The following is a 20,338-nucleotide window of genomic DNA, read 5'->3' on the forward strand; positions in this document are numbered from 1 at the left end:
GGGCTGATCATGAGAAAATTCAAAACCGTCACTGCGGCCGGGCTTCTGCTGGCGTCCTTGTTTGGCGCCGGCGCGGCCCAAGCCGATGACATGCTGGGATCCTATGTCGCGCGCATTTCCGATCGGGATCATCAGGCGAGTGACGGCTATGCACTGGAGACTGCGGCGCAGATGGTACGGCAGGACCGCGCCAACTGGCACAAATTCCACCGTCGCGACCGCGATGACGATGGTGATGGCTGGTTCAGGACCAACGACCAGCGCGCCGATTTGCAGCGCATGCTGGAGCGCTCCGGCGCGATGAGCTCCTCGACCAAGCGCGCCATCGTCAATGGCGAGCCGCTGATCCAGGTCGACGTCTACGAAAACAGCGTGCGCGTCAGCATTCTGGAAGACTGACAAACGCAGGAACAGCGCGGTTGACATAGCCTGGACCTGGATCGCCTTTATCTCTGCGGCGCTGGATCGTCGACAGATAAGACAATCGGCTGTTGGCGATGCTGCGCCTTACGGCTTATTTTGACGCCCCGCGACCAGTTCCTCGTAACGCGGATGGTCCCTGATGCCGTCAAAGTCGCCGTCATTGCGGATCAGGTCGATCATATCAGGCGAGACTTGTTGCACATAGTCTTCCAGAAGCCGCATGGCCGCCTCCTTGTTGCCTAGCAAAGAATGGACGCCGGCCGAATTGTACTGGCTGACAATGTCCTGAGGGTCGATCGTCAAGGCACGCGTCATCCAGGAGATCGCCATTTGCGGATCACCGAGATGAGCAAGTGCAACGGCCCCGCGAGACAGGAGCGCTGCATTCTCGGGCTGAAGGGTTGCTGCCCGCTCAACACGCTCGAGGCATAGCGTTGCCCAACTCGTTCTCCGCGGATCGTCCTTGGTGATCATGCCGAGAATGAAAAATGGCGCCAGGTAGTCATCCTGGCGCAATTCCGCCGCCAGCCTGAACTGCTCAACGGCGCTGTCTCGGCGGCCGCGCACCCAGGCAAGATGCCCGGCAAACAGGCGGGCTTCATAGCAAGTGGATTCAGCTGCGACAGCACTGTCGTACGCCAACTGCGCATCGTCATGGCGACCGGTTCGGTAGAGTGCGAAACCCCGCGCCACATGCGCTTCGGCCAGTTCAGGATCAAGGGCCAGAGCTCGATCCGCCATGGAAAGAATCGCTTCCGGGGTTTCCTGTGTCGCATGCCATTCAAGCAGATAGCAGTCACACAGGACCATGCCGGCATAGGCACGGGCGAAATCCGGGGCGAGTTCAGCCGCCTTGGCAAACATCCTGCGCGCGGGCAGCAGGTAGGATTTTGTCCAGTGGCGAGCGAGTTGGCGTGCGTGCCTGTAGTATGTGTAGGCTTCGATATTGTCCGGCTGGGACAGTTGAATGGCGTTCCGTTCCCCAGGAAGGAGTTCGACCTCCAGGTGCCTGACAGTGGTTTCGGTGATTTCGTCTTGAATCAGAAAGATATCGGCGACCTGACGGTCGAAACGTTGCGCCCAGAGTAACTCGCCGGAATCGCCATCAAGGAGCTGTGTTGAAACTCGGACATGCCCGCCTGACAGCCTGACACTCCCTTCAAGCAGGTACCGGACGCCGAGTTCTCGAGCGATGTCGACAGTCGAAGCGACATCTTCGCTGTGGGCCGGTCGCGAATAGCGCGGCAGCACGAAAAGCTTCCTGGTTCGGGCAAGGGCTGTGGAGATGTCCTCTGCGATACCGTCTGCGAACCATTGATGCTCTCGGTCATTTCCCAAGGGCCGAAAGGGTAGTATCGCAATCGAAGGCTTGTACGATTTCGGACTTGAATCCTGCTTCTCAATCCGCTGCTCGTCGACAATGTAGCCACGGCGAGGCACGGTGCGGATCAGACCGTCAGCCTCAGGCCCGAGCCTGCCTCGCACATCCTTCAAGCACTGGCTGAGCGAATCATCGGAAACGACGACTTCGGGCCAGACCGCCGCGATTAGTTCCTCCTTGTCGATCACCCTTCCGGGGTTTTCGACCAGGTAGACCAGAAGCGCTAGCGATTTCGGGCGCAGATCGACATCCTGGCCGCCTCTCAGTAGCCTGCCTTGTCGTATATCGAGCTTATAGCCGGCGAACTCGTAAATCGGCATCAATCACCTCGTGATTGGCGGCGCACCAATCGCGATCCTACCGTTCCGTTCCCAAAATCCAAAGGCGCAGAAGGGATAAAAAGGCGGTCGTCTTCACTCGTTGAGCCGGAAATAATCGAATTCGTGCATTGGAACCGGAGCCATGCCTCGCCCCAGATCCAACCGCTTCGTGCGTTTCCATTTTCGACGGATGCCAATATCCTTCAGTCGCTGTTCATCAAGTCTGTTGAGTTCGCGCAAGGTCGCCTCATCGGTGACGCGCGACTCCTGCTCGGCGTCTGGAGGGGTAGCCGGCTTTCGGACCCATGCCGGAACATGTTGGAGGCCCCGGGTTCCCAAAAATGGAATTCGGGCGGGATAAGGATATATATCGGCCATCGCGCTCTCCCCACAGTTTGTCGAGACAGTGAGAGCTTGGGATACGGCCCATGCGTTGTCCGGATAATGTCCGGAAAATTCCAGGAAATTGAGCTGAAATCTGTCGACAGCTTCCTCGGGAGCGCCCCGCACCGGTTCGATCCGAACTCAAGATCGATGGTCCGACAGAACGTCCGCAACAGGTCCCTGTCGACAGAAACTCAGTGGATTGAAATCAGGCGGCTTCTTCTTCGGACTCGTCGTCTTCGGATTCTTCTTCTTCGGATTTCTCGTCGTCGCCTTCAGCCTTCACGCTGTCATCGGCTTCGTCTTCGTCTTCATCGTCGTCTTCATCTTCGTCGTCACCCGAGAGCGTGGCGGCTTCGTCTTCGTCAGACTCTTCGCCTTCTTCATCTTCATCGTCCGACAGATCTGCCGCTTCGACCGTGGCGGCGGCAGCGTGATCGAGGGCGGTTTCGGAAGCGGATTCAAGCGCCTCGGCGGGAGCCGGGGTTTCTTCTGTCACTTCGATTTCGTGATCGGAATTCATGGAAGCCTCCGTGGGTTGGGGAACATGTCCCTTTTGCCACGGAGAAATCATCGTCATATGACTGTAAGCCGGCTCGAAGGGCCTATCTTCAGAATTTTCAGGCCTCAACCAGCGATCTTCGAGAAGTCCGCGACCTGACCGGTGGCCGCCCGGATGCGGGCGAGGAGCGCCAGGCGGTTGGCGCGCACGGCCTCGTCCTCATCATTCACGAGAACATGCTCAAAGTATGAATCAACGGGTTCGCGCAAAACGCTAAGCGCCAGCAGCGCGCCGGAAAAGTCTTCGTTTTGAATCGCTTCGCCGGCTTGCTTCTCAGCCTGATTCACCGCCGCAAACAGCGATTTCTCAGCGTCCGCGCGAAACAGCGCCGGCTCAACAGTTTTGGCGACCACCGTTTTCTTCTTCTCCTCGGCGGCCAGGATGTTGGCCGCGCGCTTGGTGCCGGCGAGCAGATTCCTGCCGTCCTCGGTGTCGAGGAAAGAACCAAGCGCCTCGACACGGCGGACGATCTGCAGCAGGTCGTCGGACCGAGGTGTGATTACGGCATCGATCAGGTCGTGCCGGGCGCCCTGGTCGCGGAGGTAGACTTTGAGGCGGTCATGGAAGAAGACGAGAAGGTCAGCGATGAATGGCGACAGTGATGCCCCCAATTCCATCATGCGCTGGCCATCGAAAAACTCTCGTTCCTGATCGGCGGAGCCAAAGGTCTCTGAACTTTCGTTGGCCAACCCGCCCTTCAACAACCTGGAGATCAAGCCCGCTTCCGACAACAGCTGGCTTGCCCCCTTGTAGTCGCGAATACGGGAATCGAGCATCGCGACCACACCACGGCTCTCAGCCCCCTCGCCCAGTCGTTCATATGCGGCGAGCGCCGAGGAGACTGCCGCCGCATTGGCGACGCCCAGGGAAAGCGTGATCCTGTTTTCCAGTATGATCCTGACCACACCCAGCGCCGCCCGACGCAGCGCATAGGGATCTTTTGACCCTGTCGGCTTTTCGTCGATAGCCCAGAAACCGACCAGTGTGTCGAGCTTATCGGCAAGCGCGACAGCGACCGAAACCGGATCGGCCGGCACACGGTCGGAAGGGCCTTGCGGCTTGTAGTGTTCTTCCGCCGCCGCGGCGACCGAAGCATGCTCGCCCTGCAGCAGCGCGTATTTGCGGCCCATGGCGCCTTGCAGTTCGGGAAATTCGCCGACGACTTCGGTGGTGAGATCGGCCTTCGCCAGGACAGCGGCGCGGCGCGCCAGCACAGGATCGGCGCCGACGATCGGCGCCAATTCCTCGGCAAGCCGGGCAATCCGCTCCACCCGTTCACCTTGCGTGCCGAGCTTTGCGTGGAAGGTAACGCCGAGATGGTCGAGGCGCGCCATGCGCTGGTCGAGCGGCTTCTTGAGATCGAGTCCGAATTTTTCCGCCGATGCCGCGAGCTGATGGAGGTCCGGCAAATCGCCCTGGTCGGTCGTCCAGAAATAGAGCGCATCGGACAGCCGGGCGCGCACCACCTTGCCGTTGCCGTGGGCGATCTCCTTGCCGCCATCCTTGGCCTCGATGTTGGCGGTGAGGATGAAGCGATTGGAAAGACCCTGGGCAGCACCCTGCGGCCGCGTGACAAAGCATTTCTGGTTGGCGCGGATGGTCAACCGGATCACTTCGGCCGGAATGGCCAGGAAAGCCTCCTCGAACTCGCCCATCAGCACGACCGGCCATTCGACCAGCCCTGAGACTTCCTCCAGCAGCCCTTCGTCCTCGACCAGATCGAGCCCATTGGCGAAGGCGAGATTGCGCGCGTCGGCAAGGATGATCTCCTTGCGCCGATCGGCGTCGAGCACTACCTTGGCCGCCTCCAGCTTTGAGACATAGTCGTCGAAGCGGCGCACCGTTATGGCGCCAGGCGCATGGAAGCGGTGGCCATAGGTGATGTTGCCCGAACGGATGCCGTCGATCTCGAAATCGACCACCACCGGTTCCTCGGTCTCCGGGCCAAAGGTGCAGAGGATCGATTGCAGCGGCCGCACCCAACGCAGTGAGCCGGGCTTGGCCGAGGCCGGCCCCCAACGCATCGATTTCGGCCAGGGGAAGCCGCGGATGATGCCCGGCACCAGCTCGGCAATGATCTCTTCCGATGCCCTGCCCGGCTTCGAGATGTGGGCGACGTAGAAATCGCCCTTCTTCGGGTCGGAATGGACATGCGCCTCGGCGATCGACGAAAGCCCGGCCTTGCGCAGGAAACCCTGGACTGCCTGTTCGGGCGCCGTCGTCGACGGCCCCTTGATCTCCTCGCTTATGTCCTTCGAGCGCGCTGTCAGGCCCCTGATATCGAGCGCCAGACGCCGCGGGGTCCAGTACTCGCGCGCCGCCTCATAGATCAGGCCCGCCTCGACCAGACCATCGGTCAGCATCTTCCTGAGATCACCCGCCGCCTTACGCTGCATGCGGGCGGGGATTTCCTCGGAGCGAAGTTCTAGAAGCAGGTCAGGCATGGATGAGGCTCACGCGGCAAGATGGTCCGCGCGGGGCATAGCAACTCGGCTGGCCGCTGTCACCCTTTCCGGAAATTTTGGCCGCCCTGTCGGGACGAGGCGACCCCGCCCGTCCTTGGATCAAAGATTTCCATGAACCGAACGCAGCGCTGAAGCGACCCACGCTCAGGTAGGGAACTATTGGCTGAACGACCATGAAAACGGCATCCAGACTTCTGCAGATTGTAGCACTCACCGCCTGCTTCACCGCGCAGGCTCACGGTGCCTTCTCGATGCCGGGCGTTCGGCAGGCATTGCGCACGATCGACGGTGCCAGCGGTCAGGGCATGCCTGGCACGGTGGTTTACACTGTATCGCTGGCGGCCAGGCCAGGCATGTCCTGAGATAGCATCGGCGCTGCTGCCCAGGCCAACTGCCGCCGATGAACCTGCCTCACGATCTCCAGAAAGAGGACACACAACACGATGCTGGCGACATCGGCGGCCGCGGTCGCAATTGATGCATTCTTCAGTTCCGGAATCTCCTGCGCCTTCATGGTGAGTTTGAAAGACAGCCGGCCCAACACATTGGCGGCCAGCCAGGCAACCCACCAGCCTGGCAACGATCCCGACGTTTCACTTGATTTCCAGTTCGGCGAGCCGCTGCTCGCTCGCCATATCTCAGCCATCGCCTGATACGGTTTCCACAGATTGGCGATAGGGATGAAGTATCAACCGATCGCCCAGCCTGGCGTGAACTCCATATCCTTGGCGCCCAGCAACCTGGCGTTCTTGTTGGCCAACCTGATCCAGGCGAGAATCATGACTGCCTGCACCAACCACAGGATGAGCTGAACGACCCCGATCGCTCCCTGCCTGAGATCGTTTCGGTCGGCGGCCGCCACGAGATCGTAATTGTAGCTGCCGCTCTCCACGTCGCTGAGCAACCAAAGCTCGGACAGGCCGGACAGGACGGCGATCGCGTCGATCAGAATGCCAAGCCAGAGCAGCCTGACGACCCAGGTCGTGCTGGTCGTAAAATTTCGGAAAATGCCCACGTCAACCACCCCTCGCCGACAAGTGTGTGCAACCTAAGCGGGAATTAACAGACACTCACGCGGAAAAGTTGGACTGCGGCAGTCAGGCCGCCAGTCCGCCAGCCTGCGTCTTCAAAAACGCCTCGCCGCAGGCCTTCGCCAGATTGCGCACCCGCAAGATGTAGCTCTGCCGTTCGGTAACCGAAATCACGCCACGCGCGTCGAGCAGGTTGAAGACATGGCTGGCCTTGATGCACTGGTCGTAGGCCGGGAAGACCATGCGGTGCATTGGCAGATTGTCGTTCGACGCCGGCGCACCGGCATCGAGCAGCGCCTTGCATTCGGCCTCGGCGTCCTCGAAATGGCGCAGCAGCATCGCCGTGTTGGCGTATTCGAAATTGTGGCGCGAATATTCCTGCTCGGCCTGCAGGAAGACATCGCCGTAGGTGACCTTGTCGGCCCCTTCGCGGCCGTTGAAGTTGAGGTCGTAGACATTGTCGACGCCCTGCACATACATGGCCAAGCGCTCCAGCCCATAGGTCAGTTCGCCCGCCACCGGGGCGCACTCAATGCCGCAGACCTGCTGGAAATAGGTGAACTGCGACACTTCCATGCCGTCGCACCAGCACTCCCAGCCCAGCCCCCAGGCGCCCAGCGTCGGGCTTTCCCAGTCGTCCTCGACGAAGCGGATGTCATGCAGCAGCGGATCGACGCCGATCGCCGCCAGCGAGCCGAGATAAAGCTCCTGCAGGTTCGGCGGATTCGGCTTCAGGATCACCTGGTACTGGTAATAATGCTGCAGCCGGTTCGGGTTCTCGCCATAGCGGCCATCCTTGGGGCGGCGCGACGGCTGGACATAGGCGGCGTTCCAGCGTTTTGGCCCGAGCGCGCGCAGCGTCGTCGCCGGATGAAAGGTGCCGGCGCCGACCTCCATGTCGTAGGGCTGCAGGATGACGCAACCATAGTTCGCCCAATAATTGTGCAAGGTCAGGATCAGCCCCTGGAACGAGCGGCTGGGATGCATATGGGCGGGGATTTCAATCGTCGGGATTTCAATCGTCACGGGGGCCTCGGCAGCAAAGGCTAGCTTGCCGGCACGTCCTAGAGACCCGGCGGCGTAGCGTCAAGCAAGGCGCACCGGTGCGGACTAGCGAGCCCGCCGATGATGTTGAAAGCTTTGCGAGCGACTGGCCCATTGCCGGCCATGGGCGCCTGCGGTCTGCTCGTACCGCAAAGTGTCAGGACAACAGGTTCAATCATGCCCAGTTCCACCATCATCCGTCCCATCGCCCGGCAGGATTTCGACCAATGGATGCCGCTGTGGGACGGTTACAATGCATTTTACGGCCGCTCGGGCGAGACGGCGCTGGCAAGCGAGATCACCGCGATGACATGGTCGCGCTTCTTCGATGCCTATGAGCCGATGCATGCGCTGGTTGCCGAGAGCGAGGGACAGCTTTTCGGCCTCGTGCATTACCTCTTTCACCGCAGCACCACGGCGATCTCGCCCAATTGCTACCTGCAGGACCTTTTCACCACAGAGGCCTCGCGCGGCAAAGGCATCGGCCGGGCCCTGATAGAGGGCGTCTACGAGCGTGCCCAGGCCGACGGTTCGGGGCGGGTGTATTGGCTGACGCATGAGACCAATCACACGGCGATGAAGCTCTATGACAAGGTCGGCGAACGCTCCGGGTTCATCGTCTACCGGAAGCTCTTCTGAGGCAGTTTCCAACGCACTGGCCGTGTTCAGTTATGTTGGACGGATGCACGTCCAAACGAAAACGGGGCTCCGAAAAGGAGCCCCGTTTGCATTTCAAGAAACCGATTTCACCCCTTCGGGGCTGGCACCGGCTCGGGCTTGACCTTCGGGGTTTCCTGCGCGGTGTTGGACTCGATGGGCGGCAGGCCCTTCATCAGCTTCTGCTGCAATGTGGCCAGCACATCGGGGTCCGGCTTCAGGTCGCGCGCCTGGTTCCACTGGAAGGTGGCTTCCAGCTTGCGGCCAACACGCCAGTAGGCGTCGCCGAGGTGATCGTTGAGAACCGGATCTTCCGGCTTCAGCGACACCGCGCGTTCCATCTCGCGCACCGCGTCATCGAACCGGCCGAGGCGGAAATAGGCCCAGCCCAGGGAATCGACGATGTAGCCGTCGCTCGGCCTGAGATCGACGGCCTTCTGGATCATCGCCAGGCCTTCCTTGAGGTTCGTATTCATGTCGACCCAGGAATAGCCGAGATAGTTCAGCACCTGCGGCTGGTCGGGGAACAGTTCCAGCGCCTTGCGGAAGCTCGGTTCGGCCTTGGGCCATTCCTTTAGCCGCTCATAGGCGATGCCGCGTTGGTAAAAGATGTTCCAGTTGGCGGCAGTCGGCGTCTTCAGCACCGTGACTGCCTTGTCGTAGAGATTGGCCGCCGAGCGGAAATCATCCTTCGACGAATAGACGCCGCCGAGCGCCAGATAGGCGCGCATGTCGTCGGGATGCGCGTCGACGAAAGCCTTCAGATGGGTGATCGCCTCGTCCTGGCGATTGAGATCGGCAAGGTTGAGGCCGAGTTGCAGGTCCGAAAGCTCTTTCAACGGCGAAGAGTCGGGGATGCGCCGATAGAGCGCGATGGCGCCCTCGCCGTCCTTCAACTGCTCGGAGACGGCCGCGAGCTGAACCAGGGCTGCGTCGCTGTCAGGCTTCAGGGCCAGGGCATACTGCAGGTAAAGCCGTACGAACGGCTCGCCACCGCCGCGATTGAGCGCCGTGGCGAGATTAAGCAGTATCTCCGACGCGCCGTCCGACGGGCCGGCAGCGAAAGGCGCAATCTTGTCACCCTTGCTGATCTTGTCGCGCAAGGCGACGATTTCCAGCTTGCCCGGCGCAAACGCCTCGGCCTGATCGAGCACCGACAGTGCCTTGTCCTTGTCGCCCTTGCGGGCCAGGAACGACGCGTAGGCCTGGGCGTTGCGCATCCAGGTTTCGGGAGCCGAACCACCGGCGGCTGTATCCTGCATCGTCGCGGCGTAGATCGCCTCGGCCTTTTCGGGCATGCCCGACGCGTCGGCAATCAGCGCGCGATGGAAGGACTTGAACAGGCCGAACCAGTCCGGCCCCTGCAACTTGTCGATGGACGCCATCGCATCGCTGGCTTGGCCGGCGCCTTGTTGGGCCCAGCCGGACATGACGCCGGAGATCAGCCGGTCGAGATCGGATTCCAGCGACAGCTTGAGCCAGTACTGAGCCTTGGTGAAATCCTTCTTGTGGAAGGAATCGACCGCCAGCGCCAGGCGCGAGAAGCGCTCGACATCGGGAACTTCCTTGAGCTTGTCGGCATAGACCAGGGATTCGTCGAAGCGCCCTTGAGCGATCAGCGACAGCATCAGGCTCTGCTGCAGTCCGGTGTCGCTCGGATTGAAGGCCAATGCCTGCTTGTAATAGGCGATAGCGCTGTCGAGGTCGTTGTCGCCTTCGGCGATCCGGGCGGCCAGATAGGCACCCGAGAACGACGTGATCTTGACCGGTTCGGCGGTTTGCTTGGCATAGGCCGGCAAAGCCGAGATCGCCATGCCTGTCACAATTGCCAGCCTTGTCAGCCAGCGCGCACGTCCTTGCTGCATCGTATCCCTTTCAGCCAGGCGCCATCTCCGCGTCAGCGGGATTGGCGTAGACTCGATCTTTCCGGGCAAAGCATGGCCTTTTTGGGGTCGCGCTTCAATCCGCCTCGAATTCACAATCCGGGCACCCGATTAACAAACCATGGCGACCAGGGACAGTTTTCCGTTTTCGAGTTCCGGTCATGGCCCCGCGCGGAGCCGATCATATCACAGGTTTGGTCCGCTGGGACTCCGATATCAGCGCTTGCCCGGCAAGGCAGGCCGCTGCACCTGCGTGTCGCGATAGCCGAATGCGTTCACGGCATGGAGGATATTGAAGGCGAGGATTAAGAGCGCCGCTTCGGCTTTCACCGCCCTAAGTCCCCTGGTGAGGAACCTTCCACCGCCCGACATGCGCTTGATCGTCCCGAAGGGGTGCTCAACGGTACATCGTCGGATCGTCATCAGGCTGGGGTCGGCGTAAGTTCTCGCCTCCATTCAGCCCCGCGAGAAATGGAGCGTACGCGGCGAGCCTGCGGGATACGAACTCGGAAAAGAGCCGCACGCGCTTCGTCTTGCGTGCCTCCCCCTGCGTGAGAAGCCAGAGCGTTCCGTACATGTGCAGATCGGTACCCGGCACCCTCACCAGTAGAGGGTCGGCATCGCCAACGAAGCACGGCAGTGTCGTCATGCCGAGCCCTTGCCGTACAGCAACGATCTGCGCCTCGGCGTCCGTGGTCCTGAATGGAACCCCCGTGGCGCGAACCTCACCCTCGCTGGCCCAATCCGGAATTCCATGAATGCTTATGACGATCCAGCGGATGGGATCAGGCGCGCCCGCACGCCAACAGCTCCGGTCCCTTCAGGCCGTGAAGATTGAGCGGCAGGGTTTTGCGGTCGTAGACGACGCGGATCGCGACGTCGGCCTCTCGGTTGGTCAGATTTGCCAGCTCGCCGGACGACAAGATTTCCATCTCGATGTCCGGATGCAGACGCGCGAAATCGGCGAAGTCCGGCATGAGCAGGTGTGTCGCGAGGGGCGGTGCCAGCGTCACCCGCAGAAGCCCGCGCACGCTCTGGTCGCGCCCGAAGACGCGCGTCTCCAGCAGGTGCGACGACGCTTCCATCTGGTCCGCAAACTCGAGGACCTCCTCGCCCGCAGCCGTCAGGCGGTAGCCCGAAGGCAGCTTTTCGAACATGTGCACCCCGAGGCGTTCCTCGAGCTGGGCGATGCGTCGCAGCACGGTCGAGTGGTTCACACCGAGGCGCTCGGCGGCAGCCCGCACCGAGCCTCCACGCGCGACGGCAAGAAAGTAGCGAACGTCATCCCAGTCGATCATGGTGCAATCTCGCACCGCGCGGTGCGCCTTCCAAAGCCCACATCTACCACATCGAACAGCATCTCGTTTGCGGGTAGCACGGCGATGATCATAACCCCTGCCGACAAGCGCGGCCCAATCCTGAATGGCGGACACCGGTCGTCGCGGCTGGCGTCCGTCGTCCAGCCGGATCGATTTTGCACCACCGATGTGCGCGTTTCCGCACTCAAAGCCTAACCCTGGCAGACTTATTTCGAGGCTCTCGGGGTTCTTCCCGAACGACCAAAGGCAGAGCCTGAAAGGAAAAAACGTGGGAAAGCTGGACGGTAAGGTTGCGGTCATCACGGGCGGATCGAGCGGCATGGCGCTGGCGAGCGCCAAGCGGTTCGTTGAAGAAGGCGCCTATGTTTTCATTACGGGCCGAGGGCAGGAGGCGCTCGACGAGGCGGTCAAGCTGATTGGCCGGAACGCGACCGGCGTGCGCGGCGACGCGGCCAATCTCGACGACCTCGACCGTCTGTTCGACATGGTCAAGCGAGAGAAGGGCAAGATCGATGTCCTGTACGCGAGCGCCGGCATGGGCGAAGCCGTCCCACTGGGCGAGATTACCGAGCAGCATTTCGATGCGGCCTTCGGCCTGAATACGCGCGGCACGCTGTTTACGGTTCAGAAAGCGTTGCAGCTGTTCAACGATGGCGGATCGATCTTCATGACCGGGTCAGTTGCTTCGGTGAAAGGTTTTCCTGGTTACGGCGTGTATGCGGCGAGCAAGGCGGCGTTGCGCTCATTCGCACGCACCTGGCTCAACGAACTGAAGGGCAGGAATATCCGGGTGAACGTGCTGAGCCCGGGGCCGATCGCCACACCGATGCAGGACCAAGTTCTCACGGAGGAGGCGAAGCGGATGTTCGAATCTCTGATCCCGCGGGGAAAGATGGGGCGTCCTGAGGAAATTGCGGCGGTCGCGCTGTTTCTTGCTTCAGACGATTCAAGCTTCGTGAATGGGGTGGAGTTGTCTGTCGACGGCGGCTTCTCGGCCATCTGAAATCGCGCCCGATCGCCGGAAGTGGTTGACCGTCCGGGCGCGCCGAAGTCGTCACGGCAGGACGACTACGCGTCAATTCAGGAATTCGAACCGATGTCACGCATCGCTTGCGGTGGCGGTCCGAAGATCTCGCGAAGGTCGCCATGCGGCGAAACGGATAACCCAGCGCAGTCGAAGGCCGGGGTAATCAGTATCGACACCGATAGGAGAAGCATTATGAGCTACGCGATTGTAGGATTCGGTAAGATAGGCCAGGCCCTCGCCTACGCCTTCGCCCGTAAAAACATCGACGTGACCGTCGCGAGCCGCCGGCCGCCCGAGGCGTTGGCGCCGCAGGCTCGGGCGATTGGACCCACGGTCGTCGCCAAGTCGCTGCGGGATGCACTCGAGGCCGACACAATCATCTTGGCGGTCCCGTTCGGGGAACATCGCGAGGTTGCGAAGGCCCTGCCGAGTTGGAAAGGCAAGACGGTCATCGACGCGATGAACGCGTTGGTTCCTCTTGAGGAGCTGGACGGCCTCCCGTCCTCCGCCTTCGTTGCGAAGTCGTTCACCGGCGCTAAGTTCGTGAAAGGTTTCAATCACCTCGTTGCGGCCACCCTGGCCGCCGATCCGATCGTCGAGGGCGGCCACCGGGTGGTCTTCCTGTCGAGCGACGACGAGGACGCGATCGCTCCCGTGGCGGATTTGGCCAAACAACTGGGGTTCGCACCCGTCAAGCTGGGAAAGCTCAACGAGGGTGGCGCGTTGGTGCACGCACGCGGCCGCGCTTGGGGCCAGCTGATCTTCCAGGACCTGTTCAAGAAGGAGCAGTAACGGATTTACTGTCCACTGTCAGAGGTGCTGCTTGCCCGGGCCCCGCCATGAGAGTCCACGCGGGCTAAGTCATAACCCGAGGTCCGGAAGTGGCGAGGGCTTCGACGTCCCCTTTCCACCCCCAAAGCGAATTTCAGGAGGTCGGCTCACCAGACAGCGGCCGTGGCGGTGCCATCTCCTGATCAGGTTTTTTGCAGAGCAGAGCCTGCCCCGAAACGCCAGCCGCTCAGTTCACCCGGCTGATGCAGAAATCGATGACGTCGATCAGCGCCGATTTCTGCGGCGTCGCTTCCAGCGGCGCCAGCGCGTCGCGGGCGATCTCGCCGAAATGGCGGGCACGCCCGATCGTGTCGGCGATCGCGCCGTGGCGGGTCATCAGGCCGATCGCCTTTTCCAGGCCGGCGTCATCGACGACATTGTCCTCGATGGCGCGCTTCCAGAAGGTGCGCTCGGCCTTGGTGCCGCGCCGGTAGGCGAGGATAACCGGCAAGGTCACCTTGCCCTCGCGGAAGTCGTCGCCGACATTCTTGCCCAGATCCTTGCTGGTGCCGCCATAGTCCAGCGCATCGTCGATCAACTGGAAGGCAAGGCCGAGGTTCATGCCGTAGGAGCGCAGTGCGGCACGGTCGTTGCGTGTCGCCTGGGCAATGACCGGGCCGACCTCGGCAGCGGCCGAAAACAGCGCCGCGGTCTTGGCCTTGATGACGGCGAAATGCTCGTCCTCGGTGGTATCGAGGTTCTTGGCGGCGGCGAGCTGCATGACCTCGCCCTCGGCGATGATCGAGGCCGCACTCGACAGGATGTCGAGCGCTTCGAGCGAGCCGACATCGACCATCATGCGGAAGGCCTGGCCGAGCAGGAAGTCGCCGACCAGGACGCTCGCCTGGTTGCCCCAGATCATGCGCGCGGTCTTCTTGCCGCGCCGCATACCGCTTTCGTCGACGACATCGTCGTGGAGAAGCGTTGCCGTGTGCATGAATTCGACCGCCGTTGCGAGCTTGACGTGGCCCTCGCCGGCATAGCCGAACATCTGCGCGGCAGCGAGCGTCAGCATCGGCCGCAGCCGCTTGCCGCCGGACGAGATCAGATGGTTGGCCACTTCCGGAATCATCTCGACGTCGGAGCCGGCCTTGGACAGGATCAATTCGTTGACGCGACCCATGTCGGCGGCCGTCAGATCGATCAAATCCTTGATGGAGGCGGCTTCCCGCTTCCCGTTTTCGATGTTGAGAACGACACCCACGACAATCACTCCCGTCTTGGTATAACGCGTGCGACGGCACCCTTGGTCCCTGCAGGGACTCTAGGGCGCTAGACACGGCCACGGCAAGTGGCGAATTGGCGCGGCGGCGATGACAGCCTGTCAACCCTGCCGAAAGAGCAGTTCTGCTTTGGTGACGGAAATCCGCCTGCCCGTTTACATATGCGCCGCAAACTGAGAGTTTCGCCCGATGATAGAGCTCATTCGCACCAACGACGCCGTCATCATCTCCTTTGTCGAATCGCTGATGCGCGATGCCGGCATCGGCTGCTTCGTCGCCGACCAGAACATGAGCGTGCTCGACGGCTCGCTCGGCATCCTGCCGCGACGCATCATGGTCGATGCCGACCAGGCCGACGCGGCACGGCGCATCCTGACGGATGCCGGCATCGCTAACGAGATCCGCGGGAAATAATGTCCGCCGCGCCAGCCACCCTTGCCCCGGACACGCCGACCCATACGGTCGATGCCTTCCATCGCGGCCGGTTCTGGCTCGTGCAGCCCAAGCAAGGCGGACATCGCGCCGGCATGGATGCCATGATGCTGGCGGCGTCCGTGCCATCCTCCTTTGGCGGACGTCTCGCCGATTTCGGCGCCGGAGCCGGGGCCGCCGGCCTGGCGGTGCTGTCGCGCTGCCCAACGGCCGCTGCCGTGCTCGTCGAACGGGCGCCGGAAATGGCTGCCTTCGCCGCGGCAACGCTTGCCCATCCCGGCAATGCCCATCTCAGTGACCGTGCCTCTGTGCTCATCGCCGATGTCACCGTATCGGGACGGGCGCGGGCGGCGGCCGGCCTCGCCGACAACGACTTCGACTTCGTCATCATGAACCCGCCCTTCAACGCCGCACGGGACCGCGCCACGCCCGATCGCCTGAGAAAGGAAGCCCACGTCACGGAGGACGGACTGTTCGAGAGCTGGATCCGAAGTGCTGCCGCCGTAGTCAGGCCGCGCGGCGGCCTCGCAGTCATCGCCCGGCCCGAGCAGCTCGGCGCCATTCTCGATGCGCTCTCCGGCCGCTTCGGCGATGCCGAGATCCTCGCTGTCCATCCCCGCCCCGACGCGGCGGCGATCCGCATCGTCGTCAGGGCTGCGCTCGGGGCGCGGGGGAAGCTCGCCATTCGCCCTCCCCTGATGCTTCATTCGCAATCGGGCGACGACCCTGATGAGCGCAGCGAAATGATGGCCAACGGCCTCGCCTCGCTGTTCGGAGATTGAGCTATTCGTACCGGCCACATTGCCGTTGGCCGGGAAGTTCCTACATGCGTGCAACCTATCGACCGGAGACCGCGCCCTCGTGAAACGACTTATCAACCGCCTGCTGCCGAAGTCCTGGCGCTCCACCGTCGTCACCATTCCGGTCATCCGGCTGCACGGCACCATCATGCCCGGGGGTGGCCAGTTCCGGCCGAGTCTGTCGCTGGCCTCGACCGCCGGCCTCATCGAGAAGGCGTTTTCCTACGACGCGCCGGCGGTCGCCATCTCGATCAATTCGCCAGGCGGCTCGCCGGTGCAATCGCGGCTGATCTTCAAGCGTATCCGCGACCTGGCGAGCGAAAAGAACAAGAAAGTGCTGGTCTTCGTCGAGGACGTCGCGGCATCGGGCGGCTACATGATCGCGGTTGCCGGCGACGAGATCTTCGCCGATCCGTCCTCCATCGTCGGTTCGATCGGTGTGGTCTCGGCCTCGTTCGGCTTCCCGGAACTGATGAAGAAGATCGGCGTCGAGCGCCGTGTCCACACCGCCGGCCAGAACAAGGCCGTGCTCGATCCGTTCAAGCCGGAGAAGAAGGAAGACGTCGAGCGCCTGAAAGCGCTGCAACTCGAGGTGCACGGCACGTTCATCGGCCTCGTCAAGGAAAGGCGCGGCACGAAGCTGAAGAACGATCCGGACCTGTTCACCGGTCTGTTCTGGACCGGCATGAAGGGTCTCGAACTCGGCCTGGTCGATGCACTCGGCGACATGCGCACGGTGCTGAAGACCCGTTTCGGACCGAAGACCCAGCTCAGGCTGGTAACGGCGCCGCGCGGTTTCCTCAGCCGGTTCGGCCTGTTCGGCTCGAGCAAGGGCTTCTCAGTGCCCGATATCGCCGCGGCAGCCGCCAGCGGCGTGATCGATGCGGCGGAAGAGCGCGCGTTGTGGGCACGGTTCGGGCTTTGAAAAACCCGCAAAACCGTCTAGCATGAGGGCTTAAAGCGCGTCACGTTGAAACGGATCGCGCTTTAAGTCTTTGTTTTTATGCATGTCGTTGTCCCAGGGCTAATTTTGGGCGACATGCATTGACCGACCCGACCGGCCGCCGCCCAGCGTGGGAGGAGTTTTGACATGCCGCAGATCATTTTCTTCACCGTCGTTGGCGTCGCCGCCTATTTCGGCTACCGCACCTTCATCCGGGAAGCCGAGCGCGTGACCGCCAAGGTGCGGCGCACCGAAAAGCAGGCGGCCAACGGCGCCATGGGTACGCTGGTCAAGGATCCGAAGACCGGCGAGTACCGGCTGGCCAAGGACTGAGCATCATCCCGCATACGACTGACGCCGTGGACACCGAAATCGGGTCGCGCATCTGGCATGCGCACGCCAAGATCAATCTGGCGCTGCATGTCACCGGCAGGCGCCCCGACGGCTATCACCTGATCGAAAGCCTGGCGGTGTTCACGCGTTTTGGCGATCGGGTCGAGATCGCGCTCTCCGACAGCGATGATTTTGCCGTGACTGGCCGCTACGCGCAGGCCGTTCCCTTTGACGCCAGCAATCTCGTGCTCAGGGCCCGCGATGCGCTGCGAAGAGAGGCTGGGGCCAAGAAAACCCCGCCGGTCGCCATCCGGCTCGAAAAGAACCTGCCGGTTGCCTCCGGCGTCGGCGGCGGCTCGAGCGACGCGGCAGCCGTGCTGCGCGGGCTGGCGGAGACATGGGCCCTGAACATGGACAGCACCGAGCTGGCGCGGATCGGCCTTTCGCTTGGCGCCGATGTGCCGATGTGCCTGGCGGCCAAGCCGCTGGTCGCGCGTGGCATCGGAGACGAGCTGTCGATGGTGCCCGATTTTTCGGCGCTGGGGCTGGTGCTGGTCAATCCCGGAACGGCCGTCTCGACCGCCGAGGTGTTCGCAGCGCTGTCCCGTCGCGACAATGCGCCACTGCCGCCTTTACCGCGCAGCATCGATTTCCATAGCCTGCGCAACTGGCTGGAGATCACCCGCAATGATCTTGAGCCTGCGGCGCTGGCGATGCAGCCCGCCATCGGCAGAGCGCTTTCCTGGCTTAACAAGGCAGGATCGGGATTCTCCCGGATGTCCGGATCCGGCGCGACATGCTTCGGCCTGTTCGAGACCGGCAATGTCGCCAAGCGCGCCGCAGCCGACATCCGCAGCCGCCAGCCCGACTGGTTCGTCGCCGCGACGCGCAGCATGACATCGGAGGCTGACTGAGATGGCTAGGATTGACGAGAGCCGGCCTTTCATTCCGATCCGCATCGCGGTGCTGACCGTCTCGGACACACGCAGCCTCGCCGACGACAAATCCGGCCAGACACTGGCCGACCGCATCACTGAAGCCGGCCACGTCCTCGCCGCCCGCGATATCGTCACCGATGACCGCGAAAAAATCCGCGACAAGGTGCTCGGCTGGTCGCAGGATGCGGCGATCGACGTCGTCATCACCACTGGCGGCACCGGGTTCACCGGCCGCGACGTGACGCCGGAAGCGCTGGAGCCGATCTTCGAAAAGCGCATGGACGGCTTTTCGGAAGTCTTCCACCGCATCTCCTACGACAAGATCGGCACCTCGACGATCCAGAGCCGGGCGACCGGCGGCGTCGTCAACGCCACCTTCGTCTTCGTGCTGCCGGGCTCGCCCGGAGCCTGCAGGGACGCCTGGGACGGCATCCTCAAGGCGCAGCTCGACTACCGGCACATGCCCTGCAACTTCGTCGAGATCATGCCTCGCCTGGACGAGCATCTGCGGCGCGGTTGAGGCCAAACAGCAGGCAATTCAAGCGCGCGACCTCGGTTTCGCCCAGCAGAACACCGCTTGCGCCTTCGAAGTGTTATTCGCCGCGCGCTGGATGCCTGTCGAGATGAGCTGGGATCGTTCCCTTTTCAGCGGATGACCGGCTCGCCATGAAAGCGCCGGCGTGAGGGCGGCGATACGCCGAAGCCGACTTCCATCATCAGCCGCGGCGTGCGCGCCGGCACCGTGCCCATATGGAAGCCAAACGGATCCTCGACGAAGCCGAGACCGGCTTCACCGGTCAGCGTCACGGGGCTGTGCTCGCCATAGACATCCAGAACCTCTTGTGCGGGATGGCCGACCAGCAAAGTGAGCTGATGCTTGAGGCTGCGGCGCTTGTGACTGCCGCGGACATAGACATGCGGGCCGGTGTCGGCGTCGACCGGCTTGAGATAGAAGAAGAATTTCAGCATGCGCCAGTCGTCGAGGTCGAAATGATACTTGCCGAGCGAGGCAAGGTTCTTGTCGGCGTCCGAAGCCTCACCCGTCGGAAAACTCCACCAGACGCGCGTGGTGATGAGTTTTGCCTGGCCGCCGAGATAGTGCGCCGCAATATCCAGAAGCAGCGGATCGCGCTGGATGGCGAGTGCCGCCCGGCAGTCGAGGATGCGCTCGAAAAAATGTCCGCTGAGCAGTGAGCGACCCATGCGTTTCTCGGCCTCGGCATGTTCACTCGGCATGAATTCGAGACGGCGGTCGAAATTGCCGAAGCAAGGCGTTCGCTGGGCGAAACTGGCGATCTCTTCATGAATCGCCGGCGGCAGCACCAGGCCCGAAAACAGCCCGTCGGAGCGCAGCGCTTCGACCACGGCTTCGCGGTCGACGCCGGCAAACATCGTATCCCCCGAATTTTGGGCCGGACGAGCGCGTTTTGCGCCCAGCCAATGTATCCGGCGTCCCGGCATTGTGCGCGCCAGCACGAACATCGGCAGCCAGGCAGGGTTTTCGCGCAGGTCCGTCAGATAGGTCGGAATGCGCACGGCGATGCGGCGCAGCAGACTGCCGTTGCGCGCAATGGCCTCGAGACTGGCAGCGCCGGATTTGTCGGGGGTTGAAAGCTTCATCGGGTCCTCGGCTATGAGCGTGGCGCCGATGCCGCATCGGTGCTCATCACTCGGCATGACCCAAACCCAATCCACCCGTCTGAACGGGAAACTAACCTCGCGTCAGATTTTGTGCAATGCACAATGAAGAGAGCAGCCGCAAAAAAATCACTCCGGGGAGCGCTGCTTCGGCGGCGCCACCCAGATTTCGGCATCGAGCCGCTTTGCCGCGAGGCCGCGTGCGATGGCCTCGGCGCTGCCGGCCCGCTTCGACGCTGCCGCGGCCTGAAGCTTGCCGATCAGCAATCCATCGGCCAAGGCGCGGTTTCCCGAAAACACCCGGGCCAGGAACGGTGTGCGGCTGCCCCGCGCCCGCGAGAAGCGTGCCGCCATGGTCTGCCTGGCCGTGTGGGCAACGACCGCATCGATCCAGCCATCCATCAGCCGCGAGCCCGGCTCCAGGAGCAGCAGCCAGTCACCCTTGGCTTGGCGGATGCCGGCAGCGATACCGCCAGTCACGTAGTGACAGCCGGCATGCTCGGCAACACGATGCGTCTGGTCGGTGGAACCCGTGTCACAGACGATGACGTCACGCACCACGCCCTCGACCGCGCCGCCAATCAGCGAGGCGAGCGTGCGGGCGAGGCCCTCCTCGTCATTGCGGGTTTCAATCAGGACACTGAGCATCACTAGCCGAATAGCGGAAAGCCGAACGCAGCGCCAGTTTTTGCAATGCACCATAG

General features: G+C 62.4%; 21 protein-coding genes and 2 pseudogenes. 11 read left to right on the forward strand and 12 right to left on the reverse strand.

Going from position 1 to position 20,338, the window contains the following annotated elements; translation table 11 throughout:
- The first annotated feature begins 9 nt into the window (after positions 1–9).
- The gene (locus tag AC07FD_RS03660) at positions 10–399 is read left to right on the forward strand and encodes a hypothetical protein (RefSeq protein WP_478348689.1); all 390 of its coding nucleotides are present in this window, start codon (positions 10–12) and stop codon (positions 397–399) included.
- A gap of 108 nt (positions 400–507) precedes the next feature.
- Here the strand turns inward: AC07FD_RS03660 and AC07FD_RS03665 are convergent, their stop codons facing one another.
- The 4 genes from AC07FD_RS03665 to glyS form a co-directional block, all read right to left on the reverse strand.
- Positions 508–2,124, reverse strand: a complete 1,617-nt coding sequence (locus AC07FD_RS03665; protein ID WP_478348690.1) for a TPR end-of-group domain-containing protein — start codon at positions 2,122–2,124, stop codon at positions 508–510.
- A gap of 93 nt (positions 2,125–2,217) precedes the next feature.
- Complete coding sequence (locus tag AC07FD_RS03670) at positions 2,218–2,502, reverse strand: YjiS-like domain-containing protein (RefSeq protein WP_478348691.1); 285 nt, start codon at positions 2,500–2,502, stop codon at positions 2,218–2,220.
- A gap of 214 nt (positions 2,503–2,716) precedes the next feature.
- On the reverse strand, positions 2,717–3,031 hold the full coding sequence (locus AC07FD_RS03675) for an ATPase (RefSeq protein ID WP_478348692.1): 315 nt from the start codon (positions 3,029–3,031) through the stop codon (positions 2,717–2,719).
- A 104-nt stretch (positions 3,032–3,135) separates the two neighbouring features.
- Positions 3,136–5,514, reverse strand: coding sequence for a glycine--tRNA ligase subunit beta (glyS, locus tag AC07FD_RS03680; protein WP_478348693.1), 2,379 nt, complete (start codon positions 5,512–5,514; stop codon positions 3,136–3,138).
- A gap of 194 nt (positions 5,515–5,708) precedes the next feature.
- Here glyS and AC07FD_RS03685 point away from each other — a divergent pair, with 194 nt between their 5' ends.
- Positions 5,709–5,897: a hypothetical protein gene (locus AC07FD_RS03685; protein WP_478348694.1), complete on the forward strand. Its 189-nt coding sequence runs from the start codon at positions 5,709–5,711 to the stop codon at positions 5,895–5,897.
- Here the strand turns inward: AC07FD_RS03685 and AC07FD_RS03690 are convergent.
- Together AC07FD_RS03690 and AC07FD_RS03695 are read right to left on the reverse strand one after the other, a co-directional pair.
- A pseudogene (locus AC07FD_RS03690) lies at positions 5,858–6,559 on the reverse strand (DUF4328 domain-containing protein). The gene AC07FD_RS03685 and the pseudogene AC07FD_RS03690 sit on opposite strands and share 40 nt — an antisense overlap.
- A gap of 73 nt (positions 6,560–6,632) precedes the next feature.
- The gene (locus AC07FD_RS03695) at positions 6,633–7,553 is read right to left on the reverse strand and encodes a glycine--tRNA ligase subunit alpha (protein WP_095091899.1); all 921 of its coding nucleotides are present in this window, start codon (positions 7,551–7,553) and stop codon (positions 6,633–6,635) included.
- 234 nt (positions 7,554–7,787) lie between these two features.
- Here AC07FD_RS03695 and AC07FD_RS03700 point away from each other — a divergent pair, with 234 nt between their 5' ends.
- Positions 7,788–8,249 (forward strand): N-acetyltransferase family protein, encoded by a 462-nt coding sequence (locus AC07FD_RS03700; RefSeq protein ID WP_478348695.1) that lies wholly within the window; start codon positions 7,788–7,790, stop codon positions 8,247–8,249.
- Between the two features lie 107 nt (positions 8,250–8,356).
- Here AC07FD_RS03700 and AC07FD_RS03705 read toward each other — a convergent pair whose 3' ends face one another.
- From AC07FD_RS03705 to AC07FD_RS03715, 3 genes and pseudogenes are all read right to left on the reverse strand, one after another.
- Complete coding sequence (locus AC07FD_RS03705; RefSeq protein ID WP_478348696.1) at positions 8,357–10,132, reverse strand: tetratricopeptide repeat protein; 1,776 nt, start codon at positions 10,130–10,132, stop codon at positions 8,357–8,359.
- A gap of 234 nt (positions 10,133–10,366) precedes the next feature.
- Positions 10,367–10,606 carry a transposase gene (locus tag AC07FD_RS03710; RefSeq protein ID WP_478348697.1) on the reverse strand — a complete coding sequence of 80 codons (240 nt, stop codon included), beginning with the start codon at positions 10,604–10,606 and terminating at the stop codon, positions 10,367–10,369.
- Positions 10,548–11,448, reverse strand: a pseudogene (locus tag AC07FD_RS03715) (LysR family transcriptional regulator). Before AC07FD_RS03715 ends, AC07FD_RS03710 begins: the two are co-directional and overlap by 59 nt.
- Positions 11,449–11,737: 289 nt before the next feature.
- Here AC07FD_RS03715 and AC07FD_RS03720 point away from each other — a divergent pair.
- Together AC07FD_RS03720 and AC07FD_RS03725 are read left to right on the forward strand one after the other, a co-directional pair.
- Positions 11,738–12,472, forward strand: a complete 735-nt coding sequence (locus AC07FD_RS03720) for an SDR family NAD(P)-dependent oxidoreductase (RefSeq protein WP_478348698.1) — start codon at positions 11,738–11,740, stop codon at positions 12,470–12,472.
- Positions 12,473–12,688: 216 nt separating this feature from the next.
- Positions 12,689–13,288, forward strand: coding sequence for an NADPH-dependent F420 reductase (locus AC07FD_RS03725; protein WP_478348699.1), 600 nt, complete (start codon positions 12,689–12,691; stop codon positions 13,286–13,288).
- Between the two features lie 226 nt (positions 13,289–13,514).
- On the opposite strand, the gene AC07FD_RS03730 is transcribed toward AC07FD_RS03725, so the two are convergent.
- Entirely contained in the window at positions 13,515–14,531 is a 1,017-nt protein-coding gene (locus AC07FD_RS03730; protein WP_478348700.1) for a polyprenyl synthetase family protein, read from the reverse strand.
- Positions 14,532–14,739: 208 nt separating this feature from the next.
- On the opposite strand from AC07FD_RS03730, the gene AC07FD_RS03735 reads away from it, so the two are divergent.
- From AC07FD_RS03735 to moaB, 6 genes are all read left to right on the forward strand, one after another.
- Positions 14,740–14,964, forward strand: coding sequence for a putative signal transducing protein (locus AC07FD_RS03735; RefSeq protein ID WP_091576439.1), 225 nt, complete (start codon positions 14,740–14,742; stop codon positions 14,962–14,964).
- Positions 14,964–15,764 carry a tRNA1(Val) (adenine(37)-N6)-methyltransferase gene (locus AC07FD_RS03740; RefSeq protein ID WP_478348701.1) on the forward strand — a complete coding sequence of 267 codons (801 nt, stop codon included), beginning with the start codon at positions 14,964–14,966 and terminating at the stop codon, positions 15,762–15,764. The genes AC07FD_RS03735 and AC07FD_RS03740 overlap by 1 nt, the downstream gene beginning before the upstream one ends.
- A 79-nt stretch (positions 15,765–15,843) precedes the next feature.
- Positions 15,844–16,707, forward strand: coding sequence for a S49 family peptidase (locus AC07FD_RS03745; protein WP_478348702.1), 864 nt, complete (start codon positions 15,844–15,846; stop codon positions 16,705–16,707).
- 165 nt (positions 16,708–16,872) lie between these two features.
- Positions 16,873–17,058 carry a membrane protein gene (locus AC07FD_RS03750; RefSeq protein WP_027023000.1) on the forward strand — a complete coding sequence of 62 codons (186 nt, stop codon included), beginning with the start codon at positions 16,873–16,875 and terminating at the stop codon, positions 17,056–17,058.
- A 26-nt stretch (positions 17,059–17,084) separates the two neighbouring features.
- Entirely contained in the window at positions 17,085–17,972 is an 888-nt protein-coding gene (locus AC07FD_RS03755; RefSeq protein WP_478348703.1) for a 4-(cytidine 5'-diphospho)-2-C-methyl-D-erythritol kinase, read from the forward strand.
- Position 17,973: 1 nt separating this feature from the next.
- On the forward strand, positions 17,974–18,516 hold the full coding sequence (gene moaB, locus AC07FD_RS03760; protein WP_478348704.1) for a molybdenum cofactor biosynthesis protein B: 543 nt from the start codon (positions 17,974–17,976) through the stop codon (positions 18,514–18,516).
- A gap of 125 nt (positions 18,517–18,641) precedes the next feature.
- On the opposite strand, the gene AC07FD_RS03765 is transcribed toward moaB, so the two are convergent.
- Positions 18,642–19,616 (reverse strand): hypothetical protein, encoded by a 975-nt coding sequence (locus AC07FD_RS03765; RefSeq protein WP_478348705.1) that lies wholly within the window; start codon positions 19,614–19,616, stop codon positions 18,642–18,644.
- Positions 19,617–19,763: 147 nt separating this feature from the next.
- A complete protein-coding gene (locus AC07FD_RS03770) occupies positions 19,764–20,282 on the reverse strand; it encodes a glycosyltransferase (RefSeq protein WP_478348706.1) in 519 nt (172 codons plus the stop codon).
- Positions 20,283–20,338: the final 56 nt, after the last annotated feature.

This window comes from Mesorhizobium waitakense, from assembly GCF_056431085.1.

Bases quoted from the DNA above. Each gene is read 5' to 3' on its own strand.
- AC07FD_RS03660 (WP_478348689.1), top strand. From the start codon at position 10: ATGAGAAAATTCAAAACCGTCACTGCGGCCGGGCTTCTGCTGGCGTCC.
- AC07FD_RS03665 (WP_478348690.1), bottom strand. From the start codon at position 2,124: ATGCCGATTTACGAGTTCGCCGGCTATAAGCTCGATATACGACAAGGC.
- AC07FD_RS03670 (WP_478348691.1), bottom strand. From the start codon at position 2,502: ATGGCCGATATATATCCTTATCCCGCCCGAATTCCATTTTTGGGAACC.
- AC07FD_RS03675 (WP_478348692.1), bottom strand. From the start codon at position 3,031: ATGAATTCCGATCACGAAATCGAAGTGACAGAAGAAACCCCGGCTCCC.
- glyS (WP_478348693.1), bottom strand. From the start codon at position 5,514: ATGCCTGACCTGCTTCTAGAACTTCGCTCCGAGGAAATCCCCGCCCGC.
- AC07FD_RS03685 (WP_478348694.1), top strand. From the start codon at position 5,709: ATGAAAACGGCATCCAGACTTCTGCAGATTGTAGCACTCACCGCCTGC.
- AC07FD_RS03695 (WP_095091899.1), bottom strand. From the start codon at position 7,553: ATGCATCCCAGCCGCTCGTTCCAGGGGCTGATCCTGACCTTGCACAAT.
- AC07FD_RS03700 (WP_478348695.1), top strand. From the start codon at position 7,788: ATGCCCAGTTCCACCATCATCCGTCCCATCGCCCGGCAGGATTTCGAC.
- AC07FD_RS03705 (WP_478348696.1), bottom strand. From the start codon at position 10,132: ATGCAGCAAGGACGTGCGCGCTGGCTGACAAGGCTGGCAATTGTGACA.
- AC07FD_RS03710 (WP_478348697.1), bottom strand. From the start codon at position 10,606: ATGGAGGCGAGAACTTACGCCGACCCCAGCCTGATGACGATCCGACGA.
- AC07FD_RS03725 (WP_478348699.1), top strand. From the start codon at position 12,689: ATGAGCTACGCGATTGTAGGATTCGGTAAGATAGGCCAGGCCCTCGCC.
- AC07FD_RS03735 (WP_091576439.1), top strand. From the start codon at position 14,740: ATGATAGAGCTCATTCGCACCAACGACGCCGTCATCATCTCCTTTGTC.
- AC07FD_RS03740 (WP_478348701.1), top strand. From the start codon at position 14,964: ATGTCCGCCGCGCCAGCCACCCTTGCCCCGGACACGCCGACCCATACG.
- AC07FD_RS03750 (WP_027023000.1), top strand. From the start codon at position 16,873: ATGCCGCAGATCATTTTCTTCACCGTCGTTGGCGTCGCCGCCTATTTC.
- moaB (WP_478348704.1), top strand. From the start codon at position 17,974: ATGGCTAGGATTGACGAGAGCCGGCCTTTCATTCCGATCCGCATCGCG.
- AC07FD_RS03765 (WP_478348705.1), bottom strand. From the start codon at position 19,616: ATGAAGCTTTCAACCCCCGACAAATCCGGCGCTGCCAGTCTCGAGGCC.
- AC07FD_RS03770 (WP_478348706.1), bottom strand. From the start codon at position 20,282: ATGCTCAGTGTCCTGATTGAAACCCGCAATGACGAGGAGGGCCTCGCC.